At 70.5% G+C, this 19361-nt stretch carries 14 protein-coding genes and 2 tRNA genes; 6 read left to right on the forward strand and 10 right to left on the reverse strand.

Annotated features, from left to right (window positions below):
• Positions 1-13 precede the first annotated feature (13 nt).
• Together YWY_RS20275 and YWY_RS24770 are read right to left on the reverse strand one after the other, a co-directional pair.
• Positions 14-2251 carry an ATP-binding protein gene (locus YWY_RS20275; protein ID WP_051309738.1) on the reverse strand — a complete coding sequence of 746 codons (2238 nt, stop codon included), beginning with the start codon at positions 2249-2251 and terminating at the stop codon, positions 14-16.
• Between the two features lie 240 nt (positions 2252-2491).
• Positions 2492-4693, reverse strand: coding sequence for an ATP-binding protein (locus YWY_RS24770; RefSeq protein ID WP_156899106.1), 2202 nt, complete (start codon positions 4691-4693; stop codon positions 2492-2494).
• A gap of 245 nt (positions 4694-4938) precedes the next feature.
• On the opposite strand from YWY_RS24770, the gene YWY_RS0104510 reads away from it, so the two are divergent.
• The 5 genes from YWY_RS0104510 (at position 4939) to YWY_RS20285 (ending at position 8990) form a co-directional block, all read left to right on the forward strand.
• Positions 4939-5310 (forward strand): hypothetical protein, encoded by a 372-nt coding sequence (locus tag YWY_RS0104510; protein WP_156899107.1) that lies wholly within the window; start codon positions 4939-4941, stop codon positions 5308-5310.
• A 283-nt stretch (positions 5311-5593) separates the two neighbouring features.
• The gene (locus YWY_RS0104515; protein ID WP_245566553.1) at positions 5594-6238 is read left to right on the forward strand and encodes a helix-turn-helix transcriptional regulator; all 645 of its coding nucleotides are present in this window, start codon (positions 5594-5596) and stop codon (positions 6236-6238) included.
• A 676-nt stretch (positions 6239-6914) separates the two neighbouring features.
• Positions 6915-7430 carry a sigma-70 family RNA polymerase sigma factor gene (locus YWY_RS0104520; protein WP_038044503.1) on the forward strand — a complete coding sequence of 172 codons (516 nt, stop codon included), beginning with the start codon at positions 6915-6917 and terminating at the stop codon, positions 7428-7430.
• A 419-nt stretch (positions 7431-7849) separates the two neighbouring features.
• The gene (locus tag YWY_RS20280) at positions 7850-8599 is read left to right on the forward strand and encodes a M23 family metallopeptidase (protein ID WP_084609025.1); all 750 of its coding nucleotides are present in this window, start codon (positions 7850-7852) and stop codon (positions 8597-8599) included.
• 76 nt (positions 8600-8675) lie between these two features.
• Positions 8676-8990 carry a hypothetical protein gene (locus YWY_RS20285; RefSeq protein ID WP_156899108.1) on the forward strand — a complete coding sequence of 105 codons (315 nt, stop codon included), beginning with the start codon at positions 8676-8678 and terminating at the stop codon, positions 8988-8990.
• 228 nt (positions 8991-9218) lie between these two features.
• Here YWY_RS20285 and YWY_RS0104535 read toward each other — a convergent pair.
• The 4 genes from YWY_RS0104535 to gltX form a co-directional block, all read right to left on the reverse strand.
• Positions 9219-9291: transfer RNA gene (locus YWY_RS0104535), tRNA-Glu, on the reverse strand.
• A gap of 53 nt (positions 9292-9344) precedes the next feature.
• Positions 9345-9416 (reverse strand) — tRNA-Gln (locus YWY_RS0104540).
• Between the two features lie 87 nt (positions 9417-9503).
• Entirely contained in the window at positions 9504-10196 is a 693-nt protein-coding gene (locus YWY_RS0104545; protein WP_028846637.1) for an HAD family hydrolase, read from the reverse strand.
• Between the two features lie 160 nt (positions 10197-10356).
• Entirely contained in the window at positions 10357-11844 is a 1488-nt protein-coding gene (gene gltX / locus YWY_RS0104550; RefSeq protein WP_028846638.1) for a glutamate--tRNA ligase, read from the reverse strand.
• A gap of 98 nt (positions 11845-11942) precedes the next feature.
• Here gltX and YWY_RS0104555 point away from each other — a divergent pair, with 98 nt between their 5' ends.
• Complete coding sequence (locus YWY_RS0104555; RefSeq protein ID WP_028846639.1) at positions 11943-13172, forward strand: FAD-dependent oxidoreductase; 1230 nt, start codon at positions 11943-11945, stop codon at positions 13170-13172.
• Positions 13173-13227: 55 nt separating this feature from the next.
• Here YWY_RS0104555 and YWY_RS0104560 read toward each other — a convergent pair whose 3' ends face one another.
• From YWY_RS0104560 to serA, 4 genes are all read right to left on the reverse strand, one after another.
• Positions 13228-13986, reverse strand: a complete 759-nt coding sequence (locus YWY_RS0104560; RefSeq protein ID WP_028846640.1) for a fumarylacetoacetate hydrolase family protein — start codon at positions 13984-13986, stop codon at positions 13228-13230.
• A 128-nt stretch (positions 13987-14114) separates the two neighbouring features.
• Complete coding sequence (gene cimA, locus YWY_RS0104565; RefSeq protein WP_028846641.1) at positions 14115-15743, reverse strand: citramalate synthase; 1629 nt, start codon at positions 15741-15743, stop codon at positions 14115-14117.
• 547 nt (positions 15744-16290) lie between these two features.
• Positions 16291-17331 carry a 3-isopropylmalate dehydrogenase gene (locus YWY_RS0104570; protein ID WP_028846642.1) on the reverse strand — a complete coding sequence of 347 codons (1041 nt, stop codon included), beginning with the start codon at positions 17329-17331 and terminating at the stop codon, positions 16291-16293.
• A 162-nt stretch (positions 17332-17493) separates the two neighbouring features.
• On the reverse strand, positions 17494-19092 hold the full coding sequence (serA, locus tag YWY_RS0104575; RefSeq protein ID WP_028846643.1) for a phosphoglycerate dehydrogenase: 1599 nt from the start codon (positions 19090-19092) through the stop codon (positions 17494-17496).
• Between the last annotated feature and the right edge of the window lie 269 nt (positions 19093-19361).

The raw sequence follows: 19361 nt of genomic DNA on the forward strand, positions 1-19361 counted from the left end.
GCGGCCCGGCGGCTCAAGCCGCCTCGATGCCCGCCGACCGGCGCAGCATCCCGAGCAGCTTCCGCATGTCGGCCTCGTCCACCGGATCGGTCGCCACGTCGACGGCCTGCTCGGCCAGCTTCAACGGATTCCTGCCCAGCCTGGTCAGCACCCGCACCAGCTCGGGAAGCAGCACGGCACGCTGCTCCGGGGTCGCCGCCTCGCTGTCCAGGGCCCGTTGCACCAGGTCCGCGGCGAGCAACGGCTCACGGCCGGACAGCTCCTTGCGATGATCGACCAGCCAGGCCACCGTCCACGCGTCCGCGGGCGCGGTCACCGCGGCCAGCTGGTGCGCGACCACCTCGATCGGGCATCCGCTGCCGGACAGCGCTTCGGCCGCCCGGCGGTGCGCCACCGTGCGCGCCGCCTCGGACCACCGCTGGTACAGCGCTTCCCGCTGCAGCGGATGCCGGAAGGTGACCGCGTCCTCGGCCGGTTCCAGGATTCCTGCGGCGATGGCGGCCGCCACGTGCTCGGCGACCTCGAGCGGCGCGGCGTCGGCCACCGCGAGCAGGTGGCTCACCGCGAATTCCTGCCCGAGCAGGGCCGCCGTCGACAGCAGTCGGAGCGTCTCCGGCACGACGAACTGCAACGTCCGGTCGACGATCGCCTGCATCCTCCGCGACAGACCTGGCTCCTCGGCGTCCACGTCGGCCACGCCGTCGGAAATGTGCAGGACGCCGCGCCGGAGCAGATCTTCGGCCATCGCGGTGGCGAACAGCGGGTTGCCGACGGCCCGCCGCAGCACCGAACGCAAGGTGGCGCCGGCCCGCGCGTCCAGCATGTCCTCGACGAGCCCGACCACGTCGTCGTCGCAGAGCCGGGACAGCTCGACGACGTCGGCACCGCGAGCCCGCAGACAGCGCTTCACCGTGGCCAGATCGGACCTGCCGTGGCCCGAGGATGCCGCCGCGACGAGCAGCAGCGGCAACTGGCGGGTGCTCGAAGCCAGGCGCTGCCACACGACCACGCTGGCCTCGTCCGACCAGTGCATGTCGTCGACCACCACCGCCAGCGGCCCTCGCGAGCACGCTTCGCGGACGAAGTCGACGAGGTGATCGGCGGCGGTCTCCAGCACGTCGTCGTCGACGTCAGCGGGAACGTCGAGCACCCCCGCATCGGGGCCGAAGCACGCGGTGATGGTCCGCAGCGGCTGATTCCGGTGCGCCGGATCGGCCACCGCCCACGCCAGCTGGAAGCCCCCGCGACCGGCTGCGGCCAGCGCAGCACCCAGCAGGGCGGACTTGCCCGCCCCGGGCTCTCCTTCGACGAACAGCACCCCGCCGCGGCCGGCCAGCAGATCGGTGATCAGCTCGTCGAAGTGGGCCAGCTCGTCGTCCCTACCGCGCAGGCGAACGCCGTGGCCTGCGGCTTTGCACCGGGCCGGGGGCGTCACGCAGAGCCAGCCGGTGTGCCGCGCGACGGGGTGCGCACCGGAACCGGTGAGCAGTTTCCGGTGCAGGGCGTGCAGTGTGTCGGAAGGTTCGACCCCGAGTTCGGCGCGCAGGACACGGTGCGCGGTGTAGTACACCTCGAGCGCTTCCCCGGTGCGGCCGTCCCGATGCAGTGCCTGCATCAGCGCCGCGTACAGCGATTCCCGCAACGGATGTCGCTCGGTCAGCTCGGTCAGCTCGGGGATCAGCTCACGGTGCCCACCGAGCGTCAGCATCAGCTCGGCGCGCAGCTCGAGCGCACTCAGCCGCAGCTCTTCCAGCCGGGCGCGCTCCCGCTCGGCGAACGGGCCGGGCACGCCGAGCAGTGCGTCCCCCGACCAATCGGCCAGCGCCTCGTCGACCAACGACAATGCCATCTCGGGACGGCCGCGGGCCACGGTGCGGGCCTGCGCGACAGCCTGCTCGAACCGGGCCACGTCGACCGCGTCCCTGTCCACGACGAGGCGATACCTGCCCTGCTGGGACGCGAGCACTTCCGTCGGGTCCACCGGAGCCCCGGTCGAGCGCAACGCGCGACGCAGCCCGCTGACGTAGGTGTGCAGGCTGCCACGCGCGCTGGCCGGCGGCGCACCTCCCCACACCCCGTCGAGCAGCTCCGCCACGGTGACCCAGCTGCCGGACCGGCCCACCCCACGGCCGGCCAGGATGGCGAACACCGCCACCTGCCGCGCCTGCCCGAGTGCGACCTCGACCCCGTCCAGCCACGCCCGTGGCTGGCCGAGCAGCTGCACCCGTAGGCCGGAGACGTCCTTGGGCACGTCGACAAACCTCCGAGACTGCCCGCACGGCTCAGCCGCGCTCCCGGCGCTTACCTTCCGGGCAGGCACCGGTCGCCGACGTCCCGGCCTGACGGGACCGCAGTCGGCACACCATCCCGCGGTGCGAGCACTCCCCGTCGTCACGTCAGGACGCCCTCACGCGTTTCCCGGCGCTCTCCCTGCCGCACCTTCGCGGCCACCTGCCTGTCAGCAAGTGCACGGATGCGCGCCGGAATTGGTTCATTGCGTGCCGACCGGAATCTTCCGGACAGGGTGGACGACGCCCCCTGCGGCCTGCAGGCGCGCACTCGGCAAGGCGCCGACGCCAGCGAGCCCGCGGGAGGGCAACAGGATCCTGGTCAGCGCGGCCAGCATCGCCGCGCGCTGCGCCTCGGTGGCGAACGGCTGCCGGATCGTCCTGGTGAGCAGCTCGGTGGCCAGCGACGGAGCGGACGCACCGAGTTCGGCGACCGACGCCAGCAGCCAATCGGGCACCCAGTCCTTGACCAGCGCACCCGGCGCCTTCAGCAGCAGCTTCCCAACCAGCTCGGCGGCCATGCCCGCCCTGGCCAGCCGCGCGGCCAGTTCCTCGTGGAGCACGGACCGGACGCTCTGCGGTGTCCTGCTCGCGAACGCCTCGCGGACCACCGGGATCCGGAACCGCATCACGTCGCCGTCGGCATCGATCACCCCGGCCGTCGTCGCCTCGTCGATCGCCTCGGTCAGCACACCGGGGGCCGCGTCCAGCGCCACCGCCAGCGCCGCGCGCGGCACCGAACCGCCCAGCAGCGCGGCCGTCGCCAGCATTCGCATGGTCGGTGCGGACAGCACGGAGTACTGGGCGGTGATCAGTTCCACCAGCGCCTGGCACCCCGGGGCAGAGACGGGCCCGGTCTCGTGGTCTCGGCCGCCGAGCCGGGCGTGTCCGTCGACGGCCAGGAAGCTGCGGGCGTAACCCGGGATCCCGCCGGTGAGCCGGTGCGCCGTGGCCACCGCGTCGGGCGTCAGCGCGCGGCCGAGCATCGCGCTGCCCAGCTCGTGCAGTTCGCCGGGGGACAGCGGACCGAGTTCGATGCAGCCACCGCCGGCGCGGATCCGCCGGACCACGCGCTGGAGCTCCGCGCCGCGCGGGTACGGACGGGCGCCGAGGACCACCAGCAAGGGCAGGCCGGCCGCGGCGTCCAGCACGTCGCGCAGGTCCCGGACGATCCGATCGCGCGCCCAGTGGCAGTCGTCGGCCACGATCACCGTGGGCGCCTGCGCGGCCAGCGCCAGCACGGCGGACTTGCACCGGTCGAGCTGGTGGAGACCGTCGACCACCCCCGCCGTGGCGTTGGCTTCGGCGGCCGTGCACACCAGGTCGACCGACGTCATCGCGGCGAGTTCGTCGGTGGCCGACCACAGGACGGTGTGCCCTGCCGCGCGTGCCGCGGCGACCGTCTCCAGCAGCAGGGCGGTCTTGCCCGTTCCCGGACCACCCTCGACCAGGAGGCTGCCGCCCCGTCCCCGGCCCACCGCGGCCAGAGCCTGCCCGATCCGCTCACGTTCGGCGGCCCGCCCGACGAAGGGCTGCGCCCTGGGCGGCAGCTGCACCTGTCGACGTGCACCGGGGCCGCACGTCCGCGGCGACGGCCGTTCCCCCGCCTTGATGCGCTCGTACACCTCCGTCAAGGCACGCCCGGGTTCGATTCCCGCCGCGTCGGCGATCAACTGCTTCGCCTGCCGGTACACCGCCAACGCGTCGTCCGCGTGCCCGCCCTGCCACATGGCGAGCATCAGCAGGCGGTGCATGTTCTCCCGCAGCGGGTGGTCGCACACCAGCTCCGCCAGCTCGGCGACGACCTCCTCGTGTCGGCCGTCCGCCAGCCGCAGCTCGGCGTGCCGTTCGACAGCGCTCAGCCACAGTTCGGTCAGCCGCGCGCGCTGGGTGGCGGCGGCCGGACCGGGGACCCCGGCCAGCGGCTCGTCCTGCCAGATCGCCAACGCCTCGCCCAGCGCCTTGCGTTCGCCGTCGGTGTCGCGCAGGCTCCCGCATCGCCTGGCGTCCTCGAGCAGCCGGGTGAACTGGAAGACGTCGATCCGCTCCGCCGGAACGGTCAAGCAGTAGCCCGCCCTGCTCGCGGTCAGCACCGGCTGACCGGACGGCGCGGGGATCTTGTCAAGAACGCGCCGCAACGCGGAAATGTGCGTGTACACGCTGCCGGTCACCTTTGCCGGCGCGTCGTCGCCCCAGACAGCCGCGACGAGCTCGTCACGGGGGACGACCTGGCCAGGACGAAGGGCCAGCGCGGCGAAGACCGCCCGGCGCTGGGCAGGCCCGATCGCAACGTCGGATCCGGGCAGTTGAATGCGCGGCACCCCGACGAGTCGCACCTGGTACTGGTCGCTGACCATGGGATCCGTCCCAGTCGTCCCTGCGTTGAGCGCTACCAGAACCGTCACGGCCTCGGTGCGGCCGGGCGTTCACGGCGCCGCCCTAGGATATGCCCGAATCAGTGTGGGACTCAACCCGTCTTTGTGGGAATCACGTGGGTTAGCGTTGGTTTACTACGCGGTCCGATACCGGCGCACGACTTATGGGCAGTGCCACCGCATGCTCGGGCAACCCGCGCGGCGTGGCGTAGCGCGACCGTGGGGTCGCTGGTTGACTGAGGCTCCTAGCCGGCGAATCGCACTCGGAGACCGCTGTGGAAGAGGCAACGCACGTGTGGACTGGCGAGGCATTGCATCGCATGGCCTCCGACGGCAGGCTCGTGCTGTCCGCCGAGGCGGCAGCCAAGGCGCTCACCAGTATCGAGCACACGCTGGCCACCGTGCACAGCTACCTCCACGACCTGCATCAGGCACGCGAGAACGGGCCGAGCGGGTTCACCGAGGGCCGGCTCGACCAGCAGGTCATCGATCTGTACATCTCGGAGATGGCCCAGCCGGGCAGGCTGGCCCACCTGCTCGACGAACTGGCCAAGTTCGCCGCGGCGCTGCGGCTCGTCGCCACCACGTCACCGGCCACCGAGGCGGCACCGACGAATCGAGCATGCCCCGGGTCCGGTTCCGCCTGACCGGGCGGCCCCGCACACGCTGCGAACCGGGCCGAGCTCGCCCGGCACCACAAAGCTGAGAATTGGTCGAGACCATTTCGGTTCCCGTCTTGAGCCAGCTCCCACCCGTCTACCAGCAAAAACAACGGCGAAGACGGTACCGGCGACATCGCGTGGGGACCACGCGGGAGCGCACGTTGAGATTTGCTGAAGCGGGCCCGCCCATTCTGCTGGCGTTCCACCCTGTGTGCTCACCCCCGCACGGTGAGCAGCGTTGACACCAAGCTTGTGACGCGGAGGGCATGTGAGCGACGCGAAACTGGAGGCTCCGATCCGGGTGGCGGTGTGCGCGCCCGACCCGGTGACGGAAGCCGGCCTGACCAACCAGATCAGCAGCCAGGCCCACTTGCAGCTGGTTCCGTGGTCCGGCCGCGCAGGCGCCGACGTGCTGGTGTTCTGCGCCGGCGACCTGGCCGCCAACCGCGGAATCCTGACGTTGCGGCGGCTGGCGTCCGAGGTCAGCAAGCCGGTCGTGCTGGTGATCGACAAGATCGACGAGAAGGACCTGATGTCGGCGATCTCCTGCCGGGTGGTCGCCGTGCTGCCACGGGTGGCCACCACCGGCGAGCGGCTCGCGCACGCGGTGCGCACGGCGGCGTCCGGCGGCGGCGTGCTGCCACCGCACATGGTGGGAGACCTGCTCAAGCATCTGGAGCGCCTGCAGCGCGAGGTGCTGGACCCGATCGGCGCCAACAGCGCGAAGCTGACCACGCGCGAGATCGAGGTGCTCCGGCTGCTGGCAGACGGCTACGACACGGCCGAGATCGCCGAGAAGATGTGCTACTCCGAGCGGAGCGTGAAACACATCATCCAGGGCGTGACGCAGCGGTTGAACCTGCGGAACCGTCCGCACGCGGTGGCCTACGCGCTGCGCGCGGGCATGATCTGAGCGGAAGCAGCCCCACTCGCCGTTCTCCCCGACCGTACCGCTGCGGCTACTCGGCCGATCATCCCGCCGGGCCGTCCCGACCACGGTGCCGGACGAGCTGGCCGCGCGCTGGGACGACCGTTCACCGCGACTGCAGGCTTGGCGAAGTCGCTCTCACGCCGCCACTCCCTCGGACCCGGCACACCCGCTCACCCGGTGGTGCGCCGCCGATCATCGACCAGGCAATTCCTTGTTCAGCACCTGGAGAATCGGCGACAGAGACTGACCACCCCGGATATCGTCCCGATCGGGTCACAATTCGTGCCTCGTTCCGGCGGATATTCTGCGTTCCGCCGGACATTCTGCGATCCCACGGTGGAGTCAAGTCGGTCACGACTTGCTCCGCCGTCGTCCTTTTCTTGAAACCTGTTCACGTATTTCCCTGTCGGGCAAGTGCGCGCGTCCTCCCGGGCAATCACAACCGTTCCGTATGCCTCACCCGGACGCCGCCACCTGCGGTTTTGCCGGAGGTGGGGGTTATCCCTACCAATCGGTTCGGGACACCCCTGAAACATCGCGGGACGCCACCCAAGAAATAGAGGGACAGACCGCACGACGGCCGCCGGAAAAAGAACCATCATCGCTTTCAGCTTCAAGGAAACGTTCCCCCTGCGACGACATCCGAAAGGCTCCCGCGATGACCGGCACCGACATCAACCAGGTGATCAAGGAACACGGCCCCGCGCTGCTGGCATATGCCATCCGGCTCACCGGCGGCGACCGCCACCTCGCCGAGGACGTGCTGCAGGAGACCTGGTTGCGGGCCTGGAAGAACGCCGACCGGCTGACCGAGGAGCTGGGCTCCATCCGCGGCTGGCTGCGCCGGATCGCCCACAACGTGGCCATCGACCTGCACCGCAGCCGTAAGGCCCGGCCGACCGAGGTCAACCTGTCCGACCCGATGCTGCACAACGCGGCGACCGTCGCCGACCCGACCGATCTGATCGACACCAGGATCGACCTGGACGAGGCGCTGGAGAAGCTGTCCCCGTCGCACCGCACCACCGTCAAGAAGATCTACTTCGAAGACCGCACCACCGCCACCGCCGCGTCCATGCTCGGCATTCCGGCGGGCACGGTGAAAAGCCGCATTCACAACGCGCTGAACAATCTGCGCGCGGCGATGGCGGTGCCCAGCAGCCAGGCGGCCTGAACCGGACGGCCACCGCCAGCGGGTCTGCACTCGCAGGCGCACTCCGCAATTGCCCACTGCAGGCGATCCCGACCCCGCCTGCAGTGGGTTTTCGTTTTCCGGCCGGACGGCAGCCGAATCCGCGCACCGCGGCCGGCCGGGCGTCGCCCGGCCGCGCCCGGTCCACCGCTTCGGACCATCGCCGGACACAGTCGGAAAATCACCACCCGTCGCACACCGGTTGCCGGCGCCGCCAAATGAACCGGGACATGAACGCTTCTCGTGAAGTGATCGCGGACACAGCGGGCCGTCGCTGCCTACGACTCACGTACCGAACGCGCGACAGCCCAGCGCATTCCGTTCCCGGTGTCACGGAAAGGAGCGCCGTCATTTCTCCGCTTCGCGACAAAGTGGTGAAAACGGTCCTCGGGGCAGCGGTGATGTGTTCCCCGTTGGTGTTTGGCGACGACACCGACGACGCCCAGGACCAGCCGCCGGAACCGGCCCATGGTGCCGCCCGCCCCGCCTCGTTCGGCACGACCGACTTCACCGCGGTCGGTGCCAGCGCGCTGGCCACCGTCTCCGCCGACCGGCCGATCGGGGCGGCGGGGACACAGCTCGCGTCGGCGGCCGCAGTGCCGGTGCAGGACGATGCGCTCCGGACCAGGCGGCCTCCCGCCGTGACCGGCGCGGACGACCGGCCCATCGGGAAGGCACCCGAGATCGTGCTCAGCAACGACCTGGAAGCCCGCGTCACCGCGCTCCGTGGTGGCGCCACCGGCGCCATGCGGCAGGCCTACCGGCCGAAGTTCGTCGCCCCCACCCACGGCACGCTGACGTCCGGTTTCGGGCCCCGCTGGGGCACGATGCACCGAGGCATCGACATCGCCAACGCGCTCGGCACACCGATCGTCTCGGTCGCCGACGGGACAGTGATCGAAGCCGGGCCGGCCAGCGGCTTCGGCCTGTGGGTCCGCATCCGGCACGACGACGGCACGATCACCGTCTACGGGCACATGTACGAGTTCTCGGTGCACGCCGGGCAACGGGTGCGCGCCGGACAGCAGATCGCCACCATCGGCTCCAACGGCCACTCCACCGGCCCGCACCTGCACTTCGAGGTGCACGTCGGCGGCACGCCGGTCGACCCGATCCCGTGGCTGCGCGCCCGTGGCGTGTCTGTCGGCTGAGCAGGTGAACCGGCACGGTGATCGGATCCGTGCCCACAGTGAACAAGCCGGCCCTTCCACCAGTGGGGTGATCACCGTGGTGAACCGCGAACTGTGGGTGCTGTACCAGCACTCCCCCATGTACGGCGCGCCGACGTCGCCGGTCGGCGTGCTGGGCATCGAGGAGACCGTCGAAGGGGTGACCACGCACGTCGAGTGGTTCGCCGAGCAGCCGAGCGGCATCTGGCCGGAGCGGCTGGGCAAGGTCGACCCGCAGGACCTGCCCTTCCTGCTGGGGATCTGGCAGCACGACACCGTGGCGCTGGCCGCGCCCGTGCCGGACGTGTCGGTCGCCGACGACCTGACCTCGGCCGTCCGCGCCCAGTGCACGGAGCTGCTGACCGCCGCCTGAGGCTCGCCCGAGCGCTCCCGGGTTTCCCTCCCTCCGGCGGTCCGCGCTGCTCCCGGCCGCCGGCCGCCTGCCCGGTCATCGGTCCGGTGCAGGCGGATCCGCTTCCCCGGCTTCCCGGACCGAAGTTCCGCCGGCCGGCGCGGTGCCGACGGTCACCGAGCGGGAATGCCGGAAAACGAAATCGCCGCCGGCCTCGTCGGCCGACGGCGATTTCGCCTTTTCGGAATGTACCCCCGATGGGATTCGAACCCACGCTACCGGCGTGAGAGGCCGGCGTCCTAGGCCGCTAGACGACGGGGGCTAGCTGTTTGCGACTGACTGGAATCCTAGTGGATGCCGTTTCGTCGATCGCAGCTGGGGTACCAGGACTCGAACCTGAACTAACGGAACCAGAATCCGTCGTGCTGCCAATTACACCATACCCCAAGGGCACGATCTCTTTCGTGCACACAAGATGCTAGCCGATCGGCTGCAAGCGCCGTCGCCGGGGGTCGCCTCCGCCGTCGTGCCAGGTCAGCGGGGTGTGGGCACCACGGTGCCCGCGATGGCGTACTCCACCTGGTCGGCCAGCTCGGCCAGCGACCCGATCTCCGTGACCCCCTCGGGCACCGTGGCCCGGGCACCCGACCGGTTCAACCAGACGCCGCGCAGGCCGGCCTTGCGGGCACCTACCGCGTCGGTGCGGAGCCGATCCCCCACGTGCATCGCCTCGTGCGGCTCGCAGTCCACCGCGGCGCAGGCCGAGTAAAAGATCAACGGATCCGGTTTGGCCGCACCCACCTCGCCCGCGATGGCCACGTGGTCGATGTACGGGCTCAGCCCGAGCTCCTCCAGCTTGGCCCGCTGGTGGGTGCCCGAGGCATTGGTCACCGCGGCGATCCGCAGACCGTTGGCGCGCAATCTGGTCAGGCAGGGCAGCACGTCGTCGAACAGCCGGAAGCGGGCCCGCATGCCCGCCGCCCGCCTGCGCTCGAAGCGCGCCGCGTCCGCTTCGTCCACGGCCACCCCGATTGCTTCCAGAAAGGCCGCCGTGCGGCGCCGGTGCATGGTCGGGTAGTCCAGCTCCCCGGTCACCACGCGGGCGACGTACTCGTCGGTGATCCGCTCCCACAGCGACCACATGTCCGAGCGGCCGATCATCGCCGTCAACGCGGCTCGGCTGGCGGTCGTGAAATCAACGAGCGTGTCGTCGATGTCGAGAAACACCGCGCGCACGACGGAACCGTCCCGGATTTCCGGGGGGTTCGCTCCGTTTCGCGGCCTGGTCGGGGCAAGCGCGAACTCCACCACGCGAGGTTAAAGGTTCCGCCCCGCCCGGCGACTCTGCCAACGGTGTGAATGCGGTACCGCCAGTTGGCGGTTTCGTTCACCCTTCGAGGCGGCTGAGCGCGTCCGTCAGCCGCGCCAGCGACTTCTCCCGGCCGAGCAGTTCCATCGATTCGTACAGCGGCGGTGACACTGTGCGCCCGGTCACAGCGACCCGCACCGGCTGGAACGCCTTGCGCGGTTTGAGGCCCATGCCCTCGATGAGCGCTTTGTGCAGCGCGGCCTCGATGCCCGCCGCGTCCCACGTCCGGAGCTCCTGCAGCGCGGACAGCGCGGCCCGGAGCACCTCGGCCGCATCGCCCTTGAACGCCTTGGCCGCCGAGTCCTCCTCGACCACGAAGTCGTCCTCGGCGAACAAGAACCTGACCATGGGCACGGCGTCGCCCAGCACCGTGACGCGTTCCTGCACCAGCGGCGCGATGGCGGACAGCGTCTTCAGCTGGTCCTCGCTCGGCTCCTTGGGCAGCACGCCCGCGTCGATCAGGTACGGCAGGACGCGCTGAGTGAAGTCCTCCACCGCCAGCGCCCGGATGTGGGTGCCGTTGATCGCTTCGGCCTTCTTCTGGTCGAACCGGGCGGGGTTGGCGCTGACGTCGGCGATGTCGAACGCCTCGACGAGCTCGTCGACGGTGAAGATGTCCCGGTCCGGCGCGATCGACCAGCCGAGCAGCGCCAGGTAGTTGAGCAGGCCCTCGCGGATGAACCCGCGCTCGCGGTAGTTGAACAGGTTCGACTGCGGGTCCCGCTTGGACAGCTTCTTGTTGCCCTCCCCCATCACGTACGGCAGGTGGCCGAACTCGGGGACGAAATCGGTGATACCGGCCCGCTGCATCGCCTGGTACAGCGCGATCTGCCGCGGCGTGGACGGCAGCAGGTCCTCCCCGCGCAGCACGTGGGTGATGCCCATCAGCGCGTCGTCCACCGGGTTGGTGAGCGTGTACAGCGGGTCCCCGTTCGCCCGCACCAGCACCGGGTCCGGAATCGTCTCCGCCTGGAACGTGATCTTGCCGCGCACCAGGTCGGTCCAGGAGATCTCGCCCTCCGGCATGCGCAGCCGCAGCACCGGCTTGCGCCCCTCGGCGCGGAACGCCGCCTTCTGCTCCTCGGTGAGCGTGCGGTCGTAGTTGTCGTAGCCCTTCTTCGGGTCCTCGCCCGCTTCCCGGCGGCGCTGCTCGACCTCCTCCGGGGTGGAGAAGGACTCGTACAGCTCGCCCGCCTCCAGTAGCCGCTTGGCCACGTCGGCGTAGATCTCCCGCCGCTCGCTCTGCCGGTACGGCCCGTAGTCGCCGCCGACCTCGGGCCCCTCGTCCCAGTCCAGCCCGAGCCAGCGCAGCGCCTCGAGCAACGCCTGATAGGACTCCTCGGAATCGCGCGCGGCGTCGGTGTCCTCGATGCGGAACACCAGCTTGCCGCCGTGGTGCCGGGCGAAGGCCCAGTTGAACAACGCGGTGCGGATGAGGCCGACGTGCGGGGTACCCGTCGGGGACGGACAGAACCGAACGCGAACCGGACGTGAGAGCTCAGTCATAGCGCTCATCAGGGTATCCGGCGGCAATTCGCTTGACGCGACGGCGTCGGCCGCGGCATCGTGGAGTTATTCAACAGGCGATGAAAAAGGGGGCGGCCATGAAGCTCACCACGACGGTCGCCGTGTCCGGCGGCGGACCGGCGGGCATGGTGCTGAGCCTGCTGCTCGCCCGGGCAGGCATCGAGGTCACCGTGCTGGAGAAGCACGCGGACTTCCTGCGGGACTTCCGCGGTGACACCGTGCACCCGTCGACGCTGACCCTGCTGGACGAGCTCGGCCTGGCCGACCGGTTCGCCGAACGGCCGCACAGCAAGATCACCGAGGTGAGCTTTCCCACCCCGGACGGCGAGCAGGTCGTGGTGGTGGACCTGAAACGGCTGCGGGTGCCCCACCCCTACATCGCGATGGTCCCGCAGTGGGAGCTGCTCGACCTGCTCGCCGAGGCCGCGGCGGAGGAACCTGGCTTCACGCTGCTGCACAACGCCGAGGTGACCGACGTGCTGCGATCGCGCGGCGGCGCGGTCACCGGGGTCCGGTTCACCGACCGGGTCACCGGCGAGGAACGCGAGCTGCACGCGAAGCTGACGGTCGCGGCCGACGGCCGGTGGTCGATCGTCCGGAAGGCGGTCGAGCTGCCGGTGGTGGAGTTCCCGGTGCCGTTCGACGTGTGGTGGTTCCGGCTGCCGCGCTACCCGAACGACCCGCCGACCACGCTGCGTCCGGCGCTGCAGGACGGCGAGCTGGCCCTGGCCGTGCCGCGCGAGGGCTACTACCAGATGGCCCTCATCGGCCGGAAGGGCACCGACGACCAGCTGCGCGCCGCAGGCATCGACGCTTTCCGGGAACGCATCGGCAAAGTCTTCCCGTGGGCGGCGGAACGCACCGGGGAGATCGGCTCGATGGACGACGTCAAGCACCTCGACGTCCGGCTGAACCGGGTCAAGCAGTGGCACCTGCCCGGCCTGCTGTGCATCGGCGACGCGGCGCACGCCATGAGCCCGGTCGGCGGCGTCGGCATCAACCTGGCGGTGCAGGACGCCGTGGCCGCCGGGACGCTGCTGGCCGAGCCGCTGCGCAAGGGCCAGGTCACCACGGACGACCTGGCCAAGGTCAGGCGCAGGCGGTGGCTGCCCACGGTCGCCGTGCAAGCCATGCAGCGCACCATGCACCGGCAGCTGGTGGATCCGGTGCTCCGCGGGAAGGTGGCCGAGCCGCCGATCGCGATGATGGCGCTCATGCGCCGGATGCCGTGGCTGTCGTACTTCCCGGCCCGGTTGATCGGGATCGGCATCCGCCCCGAGCACGCTCCGGCGTTCGCCCGGCGCTGATCTCCCGCGGCGCGGCGCCGGACGATCACCGGCGCACGCGGACACCGGTGCGGTGTCAGGCGTCGACCACCGGGTTGGTCAAGGTGCCGATCCCGTCGATGGTGACCGACACCTCCTGCCCGGCCACCATCGGCCCCACGCCCTCCGGGGTGCCGGTGAGGATCACGTCGCCCGGCAACAGCGTCATGATCTCGGAGACGAACGCCACCAGGTCGGCCACCGAGTGGATCATCTGCGCCGTGCTGACGTCCTGCTTCACCTCGCCGTCCAGCGTGGTGCGCACCCGCAGGTCGGACGGATCCAGGTCGGTCTCGATCCACGGGCCGAGCGGGCAGAACGTGTCGTAGCTCTTCGCCCTGGTGAACTGCACATCGGCCTGCTGCTGGTCACGCGCGGTCACGTCGTTGGCGATGGTGTAGCCGCGGATGACGTCCTTGGCCCTGGACGCAGGCACGTTGCGCACCGGCTGCCCGATCACCACGGCCAGCTCCCCCTCGTAGTCCACGCGCGCCGAACTCGGCGGACGCTTGATCGGCGCGTTGGGCCCGATCACGGCGGTGGACGGCTTGAGGAACAGCAGCGGGGTGGACGGCGGCTCCCCGCCCATCTCGGCCGCGTGCGCGGCGTAGTTCTTGCCGACCCCGATGATCTTGGTCGGCAGGATGGGCGCCAGCAGCCGCACATCGGCCAACGGCCACCGCTTGCCGGTGAACTGGGGCTGGCCGAACGGGTGGTCGGCGATCTCGGCGACCTCGTCGCCCTCGATGACGACGAAGGCGACACCGGACGGATGTGCGATTCGAGCCAGACGCATACCCGCACACTACCGGGGCGGCCGAGACGTTCCGATCACCACCTGACCAGGTCCGGCGCACCCGGACGGGCCGCGAACCCGCGCCCGCCCCGAGCGCGCCGAGGTCCGTCGCAGTGTCGTTCGCCACATCACACCCGCATAGACTTGTGCACCAGCGCGTCGCACAGCGCCAGCCAGCTGGCCTCCACGATGTTCTCGTGCACCCCCACCGTGGTCCATTCCCGTTCGCCGTCGGTGCTGTCGATCAGCACCCGGGTGACCGCGTTGGTGCCGTGCGTTCCGCTCAGGATGCGCACCTTGTAGTCGGCCAGGTCGACCTCGTCCAGCCAGGGCAGGTACGGCGTCAGGGCCTTGCGGAGCGCGGCGTCCAGCGCGTGCACCGGTCCGTTGCCCTCCGCGGTCGCGATCACCCGCTCCCCCGCCACGTGCACCTTGACGGTGGCCTCCGAGATCACCTGGCCGTCGCTGCGGTGGTCCAGCACGACCCGGTACGACTCCAGCTCGAACGGCGCCTCCGGCGCCATCCGCTCCTCGCCCGGGTCCGCGTCGGCGTCCATCGCCCGGCGCAGCAGCAGCTCGAGCGAGGCGTCGGCGGCCTCGAACGACCATCCCTTGGCCTCCAGCGCCTTCACCTGCTCCACCACCCCGCTCAGCGCGGCCGGCCTGCTGGCCAGGTCGACACCCAGCTCGCGGCCCTTGAGCTCCAGGCTGGCCCTGCCCGCCATCTCGGTGACCAGCACCCGCATGTCGTTGCCGACCACCTCGGGGTCGATGTGGTTGTACAGCAGCGGGTCGACCTTGATCGCGCTGGCGTGCAGCCCCGCCTTGTGCGCGAACGCCGACGCCCCGACGTAGGCCTGGTGAGTGTCCGGGGCGATGTTGGCGATCTCCGCGATGGCGTGCGAAACCCGGGTCATCTCCGCGGCGCATCCGCTGGGCAGCACCTCCATGCCGAGCTTGGTCACCAAGTTGCCCAGCACGGCGAACAGATCGGCGTTGCCAGCCCGCTCGCCGTACCCGTTCGCCGTGCACTGCGCGTGCGTGGCGCCCGCCTGCACCGCGGCCACCGTGTTGGCCACCGCGCAGCTGGTGTCGTCCTGGCAGTGGATGCCGAGGCGCAGCCCGGTCCGCTCCTGCACCGCGGCCACCGTCTCGGCGATGCCGAGCGGAAGCTGGCCGCCGTTCGTGTCGCACAACACCACGACGTCGGCGCCCGCCTCCCCCGCGGCTTCCAGCACCCGCAACGCGGTGTCGGGGTCGAAGGCGTAGCCGTCGAAGAAGTGCTCGGCGTCCAGGAACACCCGTCGCCCTTCGCCGACGAGGAACGAGACCGTGTCCCGGACCATGGCGCAGGCTTCCGGCACGTCGACCTTCAGCGCGCGCTCGATGTGCCTGCGGTCGGACTTCGCCACCAGTGTGACGACCGGCGCCTGCGAATCGAGCAGCGCGCGCACCTGCGGGTCACGGGCGGCCGTGGTGCCTGCCTTGCGGGTGGAGCCGAACGCCACCAGCACGGCGTGCTTGAGGGTCAGCTCCCCGCGTGCCGCGCGGGCGAAGAACTCGGTGTCCTTCGGCAGGGCGCCGGGCCATCCGCCTTCGATGAAGCCGACCCCGAGCTCGTCCAGCAACCGGGCGACCGCCATCTTGTCGGCGATCGAGTAGGAAATGCCCTCCCGCTGAGCCCCGTCGCGCAGCGTCGTGTCGTAGACGTGGAATGCGTCGCCGAGTGGTGTTCCTGCGGGGACTGTGCGGTTCACTGTGGTCACTCCCGTATGGACGAGCCGTGTCGGATGAAGTTGTGCGTTGCCGGAAAAACAAAAAAACCCCTCGCGTGGATGCGAGAGGTCTGCGCGCCGGGTAGCTCGGTGTCGAGCGCTACTCGGCGCGCCTGCCAATAATGATCACGGCGGATGCCATGTCCGACATCATGCCACATCACCCGGCGTTCTCAGAAATCGGGCCCAGTTCTCAGAGTATGAGAACCGATCGGAGTGCGCCGCTCGCCTCGGGACCGCCGGGGTGCGGCCGGATCGCCCGGCTCTCGAACTCCAGGTGCGCCGCTCACCCCGGGACCGCCGGGGTGCGGCCACACGATCACCAACCACCGACGAGGCGGGACTGCGCCCGTCCCGGGGAGGAACGCAGTGTCGGCGACCTGTCCGGTCCGCCGGCGCCGACACCACGAGCCGATGGCGACCACGACCTGCTTCCCTTGGCCGTCCGAGGCGACGAGTCGGTCAGAACAAGGCGCCCCGCTCCAGGCTGGGAGCGGGGCGCCGTTGCAAGCCTGCCTGAACGGATCGGTCAGCTGGCCGCCCTGTTGCCGGACGAGACGAGCGCGGCGAGCCGGTCGCCGATCGCCCTGGTGGATCCGGGGTTGGCGTGGTCCCGGGTGGCCAGGTCGAACGCCACGGACGCTTCGATGCGGCGGGCCGCCTCGCGCTCGCCGAGGTGGTCGAGCAGCATCGCCACCGACAGCACCGCGGCGGTCGGGTCGGCGATGCCCTGCCCGGCGATGTCCGGGGCGGAACCGTGCACCGGCTCGAACATGCTCGGGTTCTGCCTGGTGACGTCCAGGTTCCCGCTCGCGGCCAGGCCGATGCCGCCGGTGATGGCCGCCGCCAGGTCGGTGATGATGTCGCCGAACAGGTTGTCGGTGACGATCACGTCGAACCGCGAAGGGTCGTTGACCAGGTGGATCGTGGCCGCGTCGACGTGCATGTAGTCGACGGACACGTCCGGGTACTGCAGCGACACCTCCTCCACCACCCGCGACCACAGCGAGCCGGCGTGGGTGAGCACGTTGGTCTTGTGCACCAACGTCAGCCGCCTGCGCGGCCGCTGGGACGCCCGCTTGAAGGCGTCGTCGACCACCCGCTTGATGCCGAACGCGGTGTTCAGCGAGACCTCGGTGGCGACCTCGTGCTCGGTGTCCTTGCGCAGGATGCCGCCGTTGCCCACGTACGGACCCTCGGTGCCTTCCCGCACCACCACCATGTCGACCTCTCCGGGGTTGGCCAGCGGCCCCTGCACCCCCGGGTACAGCCGCGCCGGACGCAGGTTCACGTGGTGATCCAACTCGAACCGCAGCCGCAGCAGCAGGCCACGCTCGAGGATCCCGCTCGGCACCGACGGGTCACCGACCGCGCCCAGCAGAATGGCGTCCTGCTCCCGCAGCTCGTTCAGCACGGACTCGGGGAGCAGTTCTCCGGTCGAGTGCCACCGCGCGGCGCCCAAGTCGTAGTTGGTGATCTCGGTGTTCGGCGCGACTTCCGTCAGCACCTTGAGGGCCTCTGCCACGACCTCGGGTCCGATCCCGTCACCGGGGATCACCGCGAGCCGCATCCGATACCTCCGTCTTCGCACGTACGCCGGTTTACTCCGGGTACTGCCGGGCAATGTCCCGCCACGGGGCAGGTTACCGGCAGGCACCACACTCAGTGATCTCGCCACCCCCATCGGCCGTGCGGCGCCGGACTTGATCACCGCATCGAGCCGGATGATGGCCTATCGGGGGAACGTCACCGCCCGCACCGTGCGCGCGCCGACGCTGCTGCCGATCGGGCCGAGCACGTCCTGGTTCACCGGCCGGTCCACCCGCAGCAACATGACGGCGTCCGCCCCGTCGGTGGTCTGGCTGATCTGCGCAGCCTCGATGTTGACCCCCGCCTCGCCGAGCAGCGTGCCGACGCTGCCCATCACGCCCGGGCGGTCCGGGTACTCGAGCAACAGCATGTGGCCTTCCGCGCGGATGTCGAAGTGCCTGCCGTTGACCTCGACGATCTTCTCCACTTCGTCCAAGCCGGTGATCGCCCCGGACACCGACAACGACGTCCCGTCCGCGTGCACCGCGCGCACCGTCACCTCGCTGCGGTAGATCCGGCTTTCCGGCTCGGTGACCACGTCGACCTGCACGCCCAGGTCGTCCGCCAGCCGCTGCGCGTTGACGAACGTCACCTGGTCCTCCACCACGGCGTCGAACACACCGCGCAGCGCGGCCAGGGACAGCACGCTCGGGTCCTCCGCAGCGAGCTCGCCGCGCACCTCGACGGTCACCGACGCGGGCGGCTGGCTGGAGAAGGCGGCCAGCACCACACCCAGCTTCTGGGTCAGCGGCAGGTACGGCCGCAGCTCGTCGCTGACCTTGCCGCTGGCCACGTTCACCGCATCCGGCACGAAGTCGCCGCGCAGCGCCAGCAGGACCGACTTGGCCACGTCGGTGCCCGCCCTGTCCTGTGCCTCGCGGGTCGACGCACCCAGGTGCGGCGTGACGACGACGTTGGGCAGGCCGAACAGCGGGCTGGTGGTCGCGGGCTCCTCGGCGAACACGTCCACCCCGGCACCGCCGACGTGCCCGTCGGCGACCGCCTTGGCCAGCGCCTCCTCGTCCACCAGGCCGCCGCGCGCGGCGTTGATCAGGATGACGCCGCGCTTGGTCTTGGCCAGCGCCTCGGCGTCGATCAGGCCGACGGTCTCCGGCGTCTTGGGCAGGTGGATCGAGATGACGTCCGCGCGGCGGAGCAGTTCGTCCAGCTCCACCAGCTCGATGCCCAGCTGCGCGGCGCGCGCCGGCGACACGTACGGGTCGTAGGCGATCAGCTCGACGCCGAAGGCGGCCACCCGCTGCGCGAACAGCTGACCGATCTTGCCGAGGCCGATGACACCGACCGTCTTGCCGTTCAGTTCGACACCGGTGAACGCGCTGCGCTTCCACTCGCCCTGCTGCAGGCTCTGGTGGGCGGCGGGGATCCGGCGCAGCACGGACAGCAGCAGGCCGACGGCGTGCTCGGCGGCCGACACGATGTTGGAGGTGGGGGCGTTGACCACCAGCACACCGCGCTCGGTGGCGGCCGGGACCTCGACGTTGTCCAGACCGACACCGGCGCGCGCGACGACCTTCAGCTTCGGGGCCGCGGCCAGCACCTCGGCGTCGACCCTGGTGGCCGATCGCACCAGCAGGGCGTCCGCGGAACGCACGGCTTCCAGCAGGGCCGGACGGTCGGTGCCGTCGACCTGACGGATCTCGACCTCGTCACCGAGGATCTCGTGGACGGACGGGGCCAGCTTTTCGGCGAGAAGAACTACAGGACGATCAGGCGTGGTCACGAAACAGACTCCGAAACGTCGTGTCTTGGCTGAGCCCGAAGTCTATCGAGCGGCCCGCCGGCAGGCGTCATGAGCTGGGATGATGTACGCCACGTCGGCGAATTGCGACCACATGTTGGGACACCGGCCGGAAATTGTGATCGAGCACCCACCGGAATCGTCGATTTCACCGTTTCCGGCGACGTGCGCCCTGTCGTGACCGGGTCGTCCACATCCGCCGCGGCCGCGGGCGACCCGATCGCCGTCGTCGGTGCCGGAGGCTCCGGCCA

This window comes from Thermocrispum agreste DSM 44070, from assembly GCF_000427905.1.
GTDB lineage: Bacteria > Actinomycetota > Actinomycetes > Mycobacteriales > Pseudonocardiaceae > Thermocrispum > Thermocrispum agreste.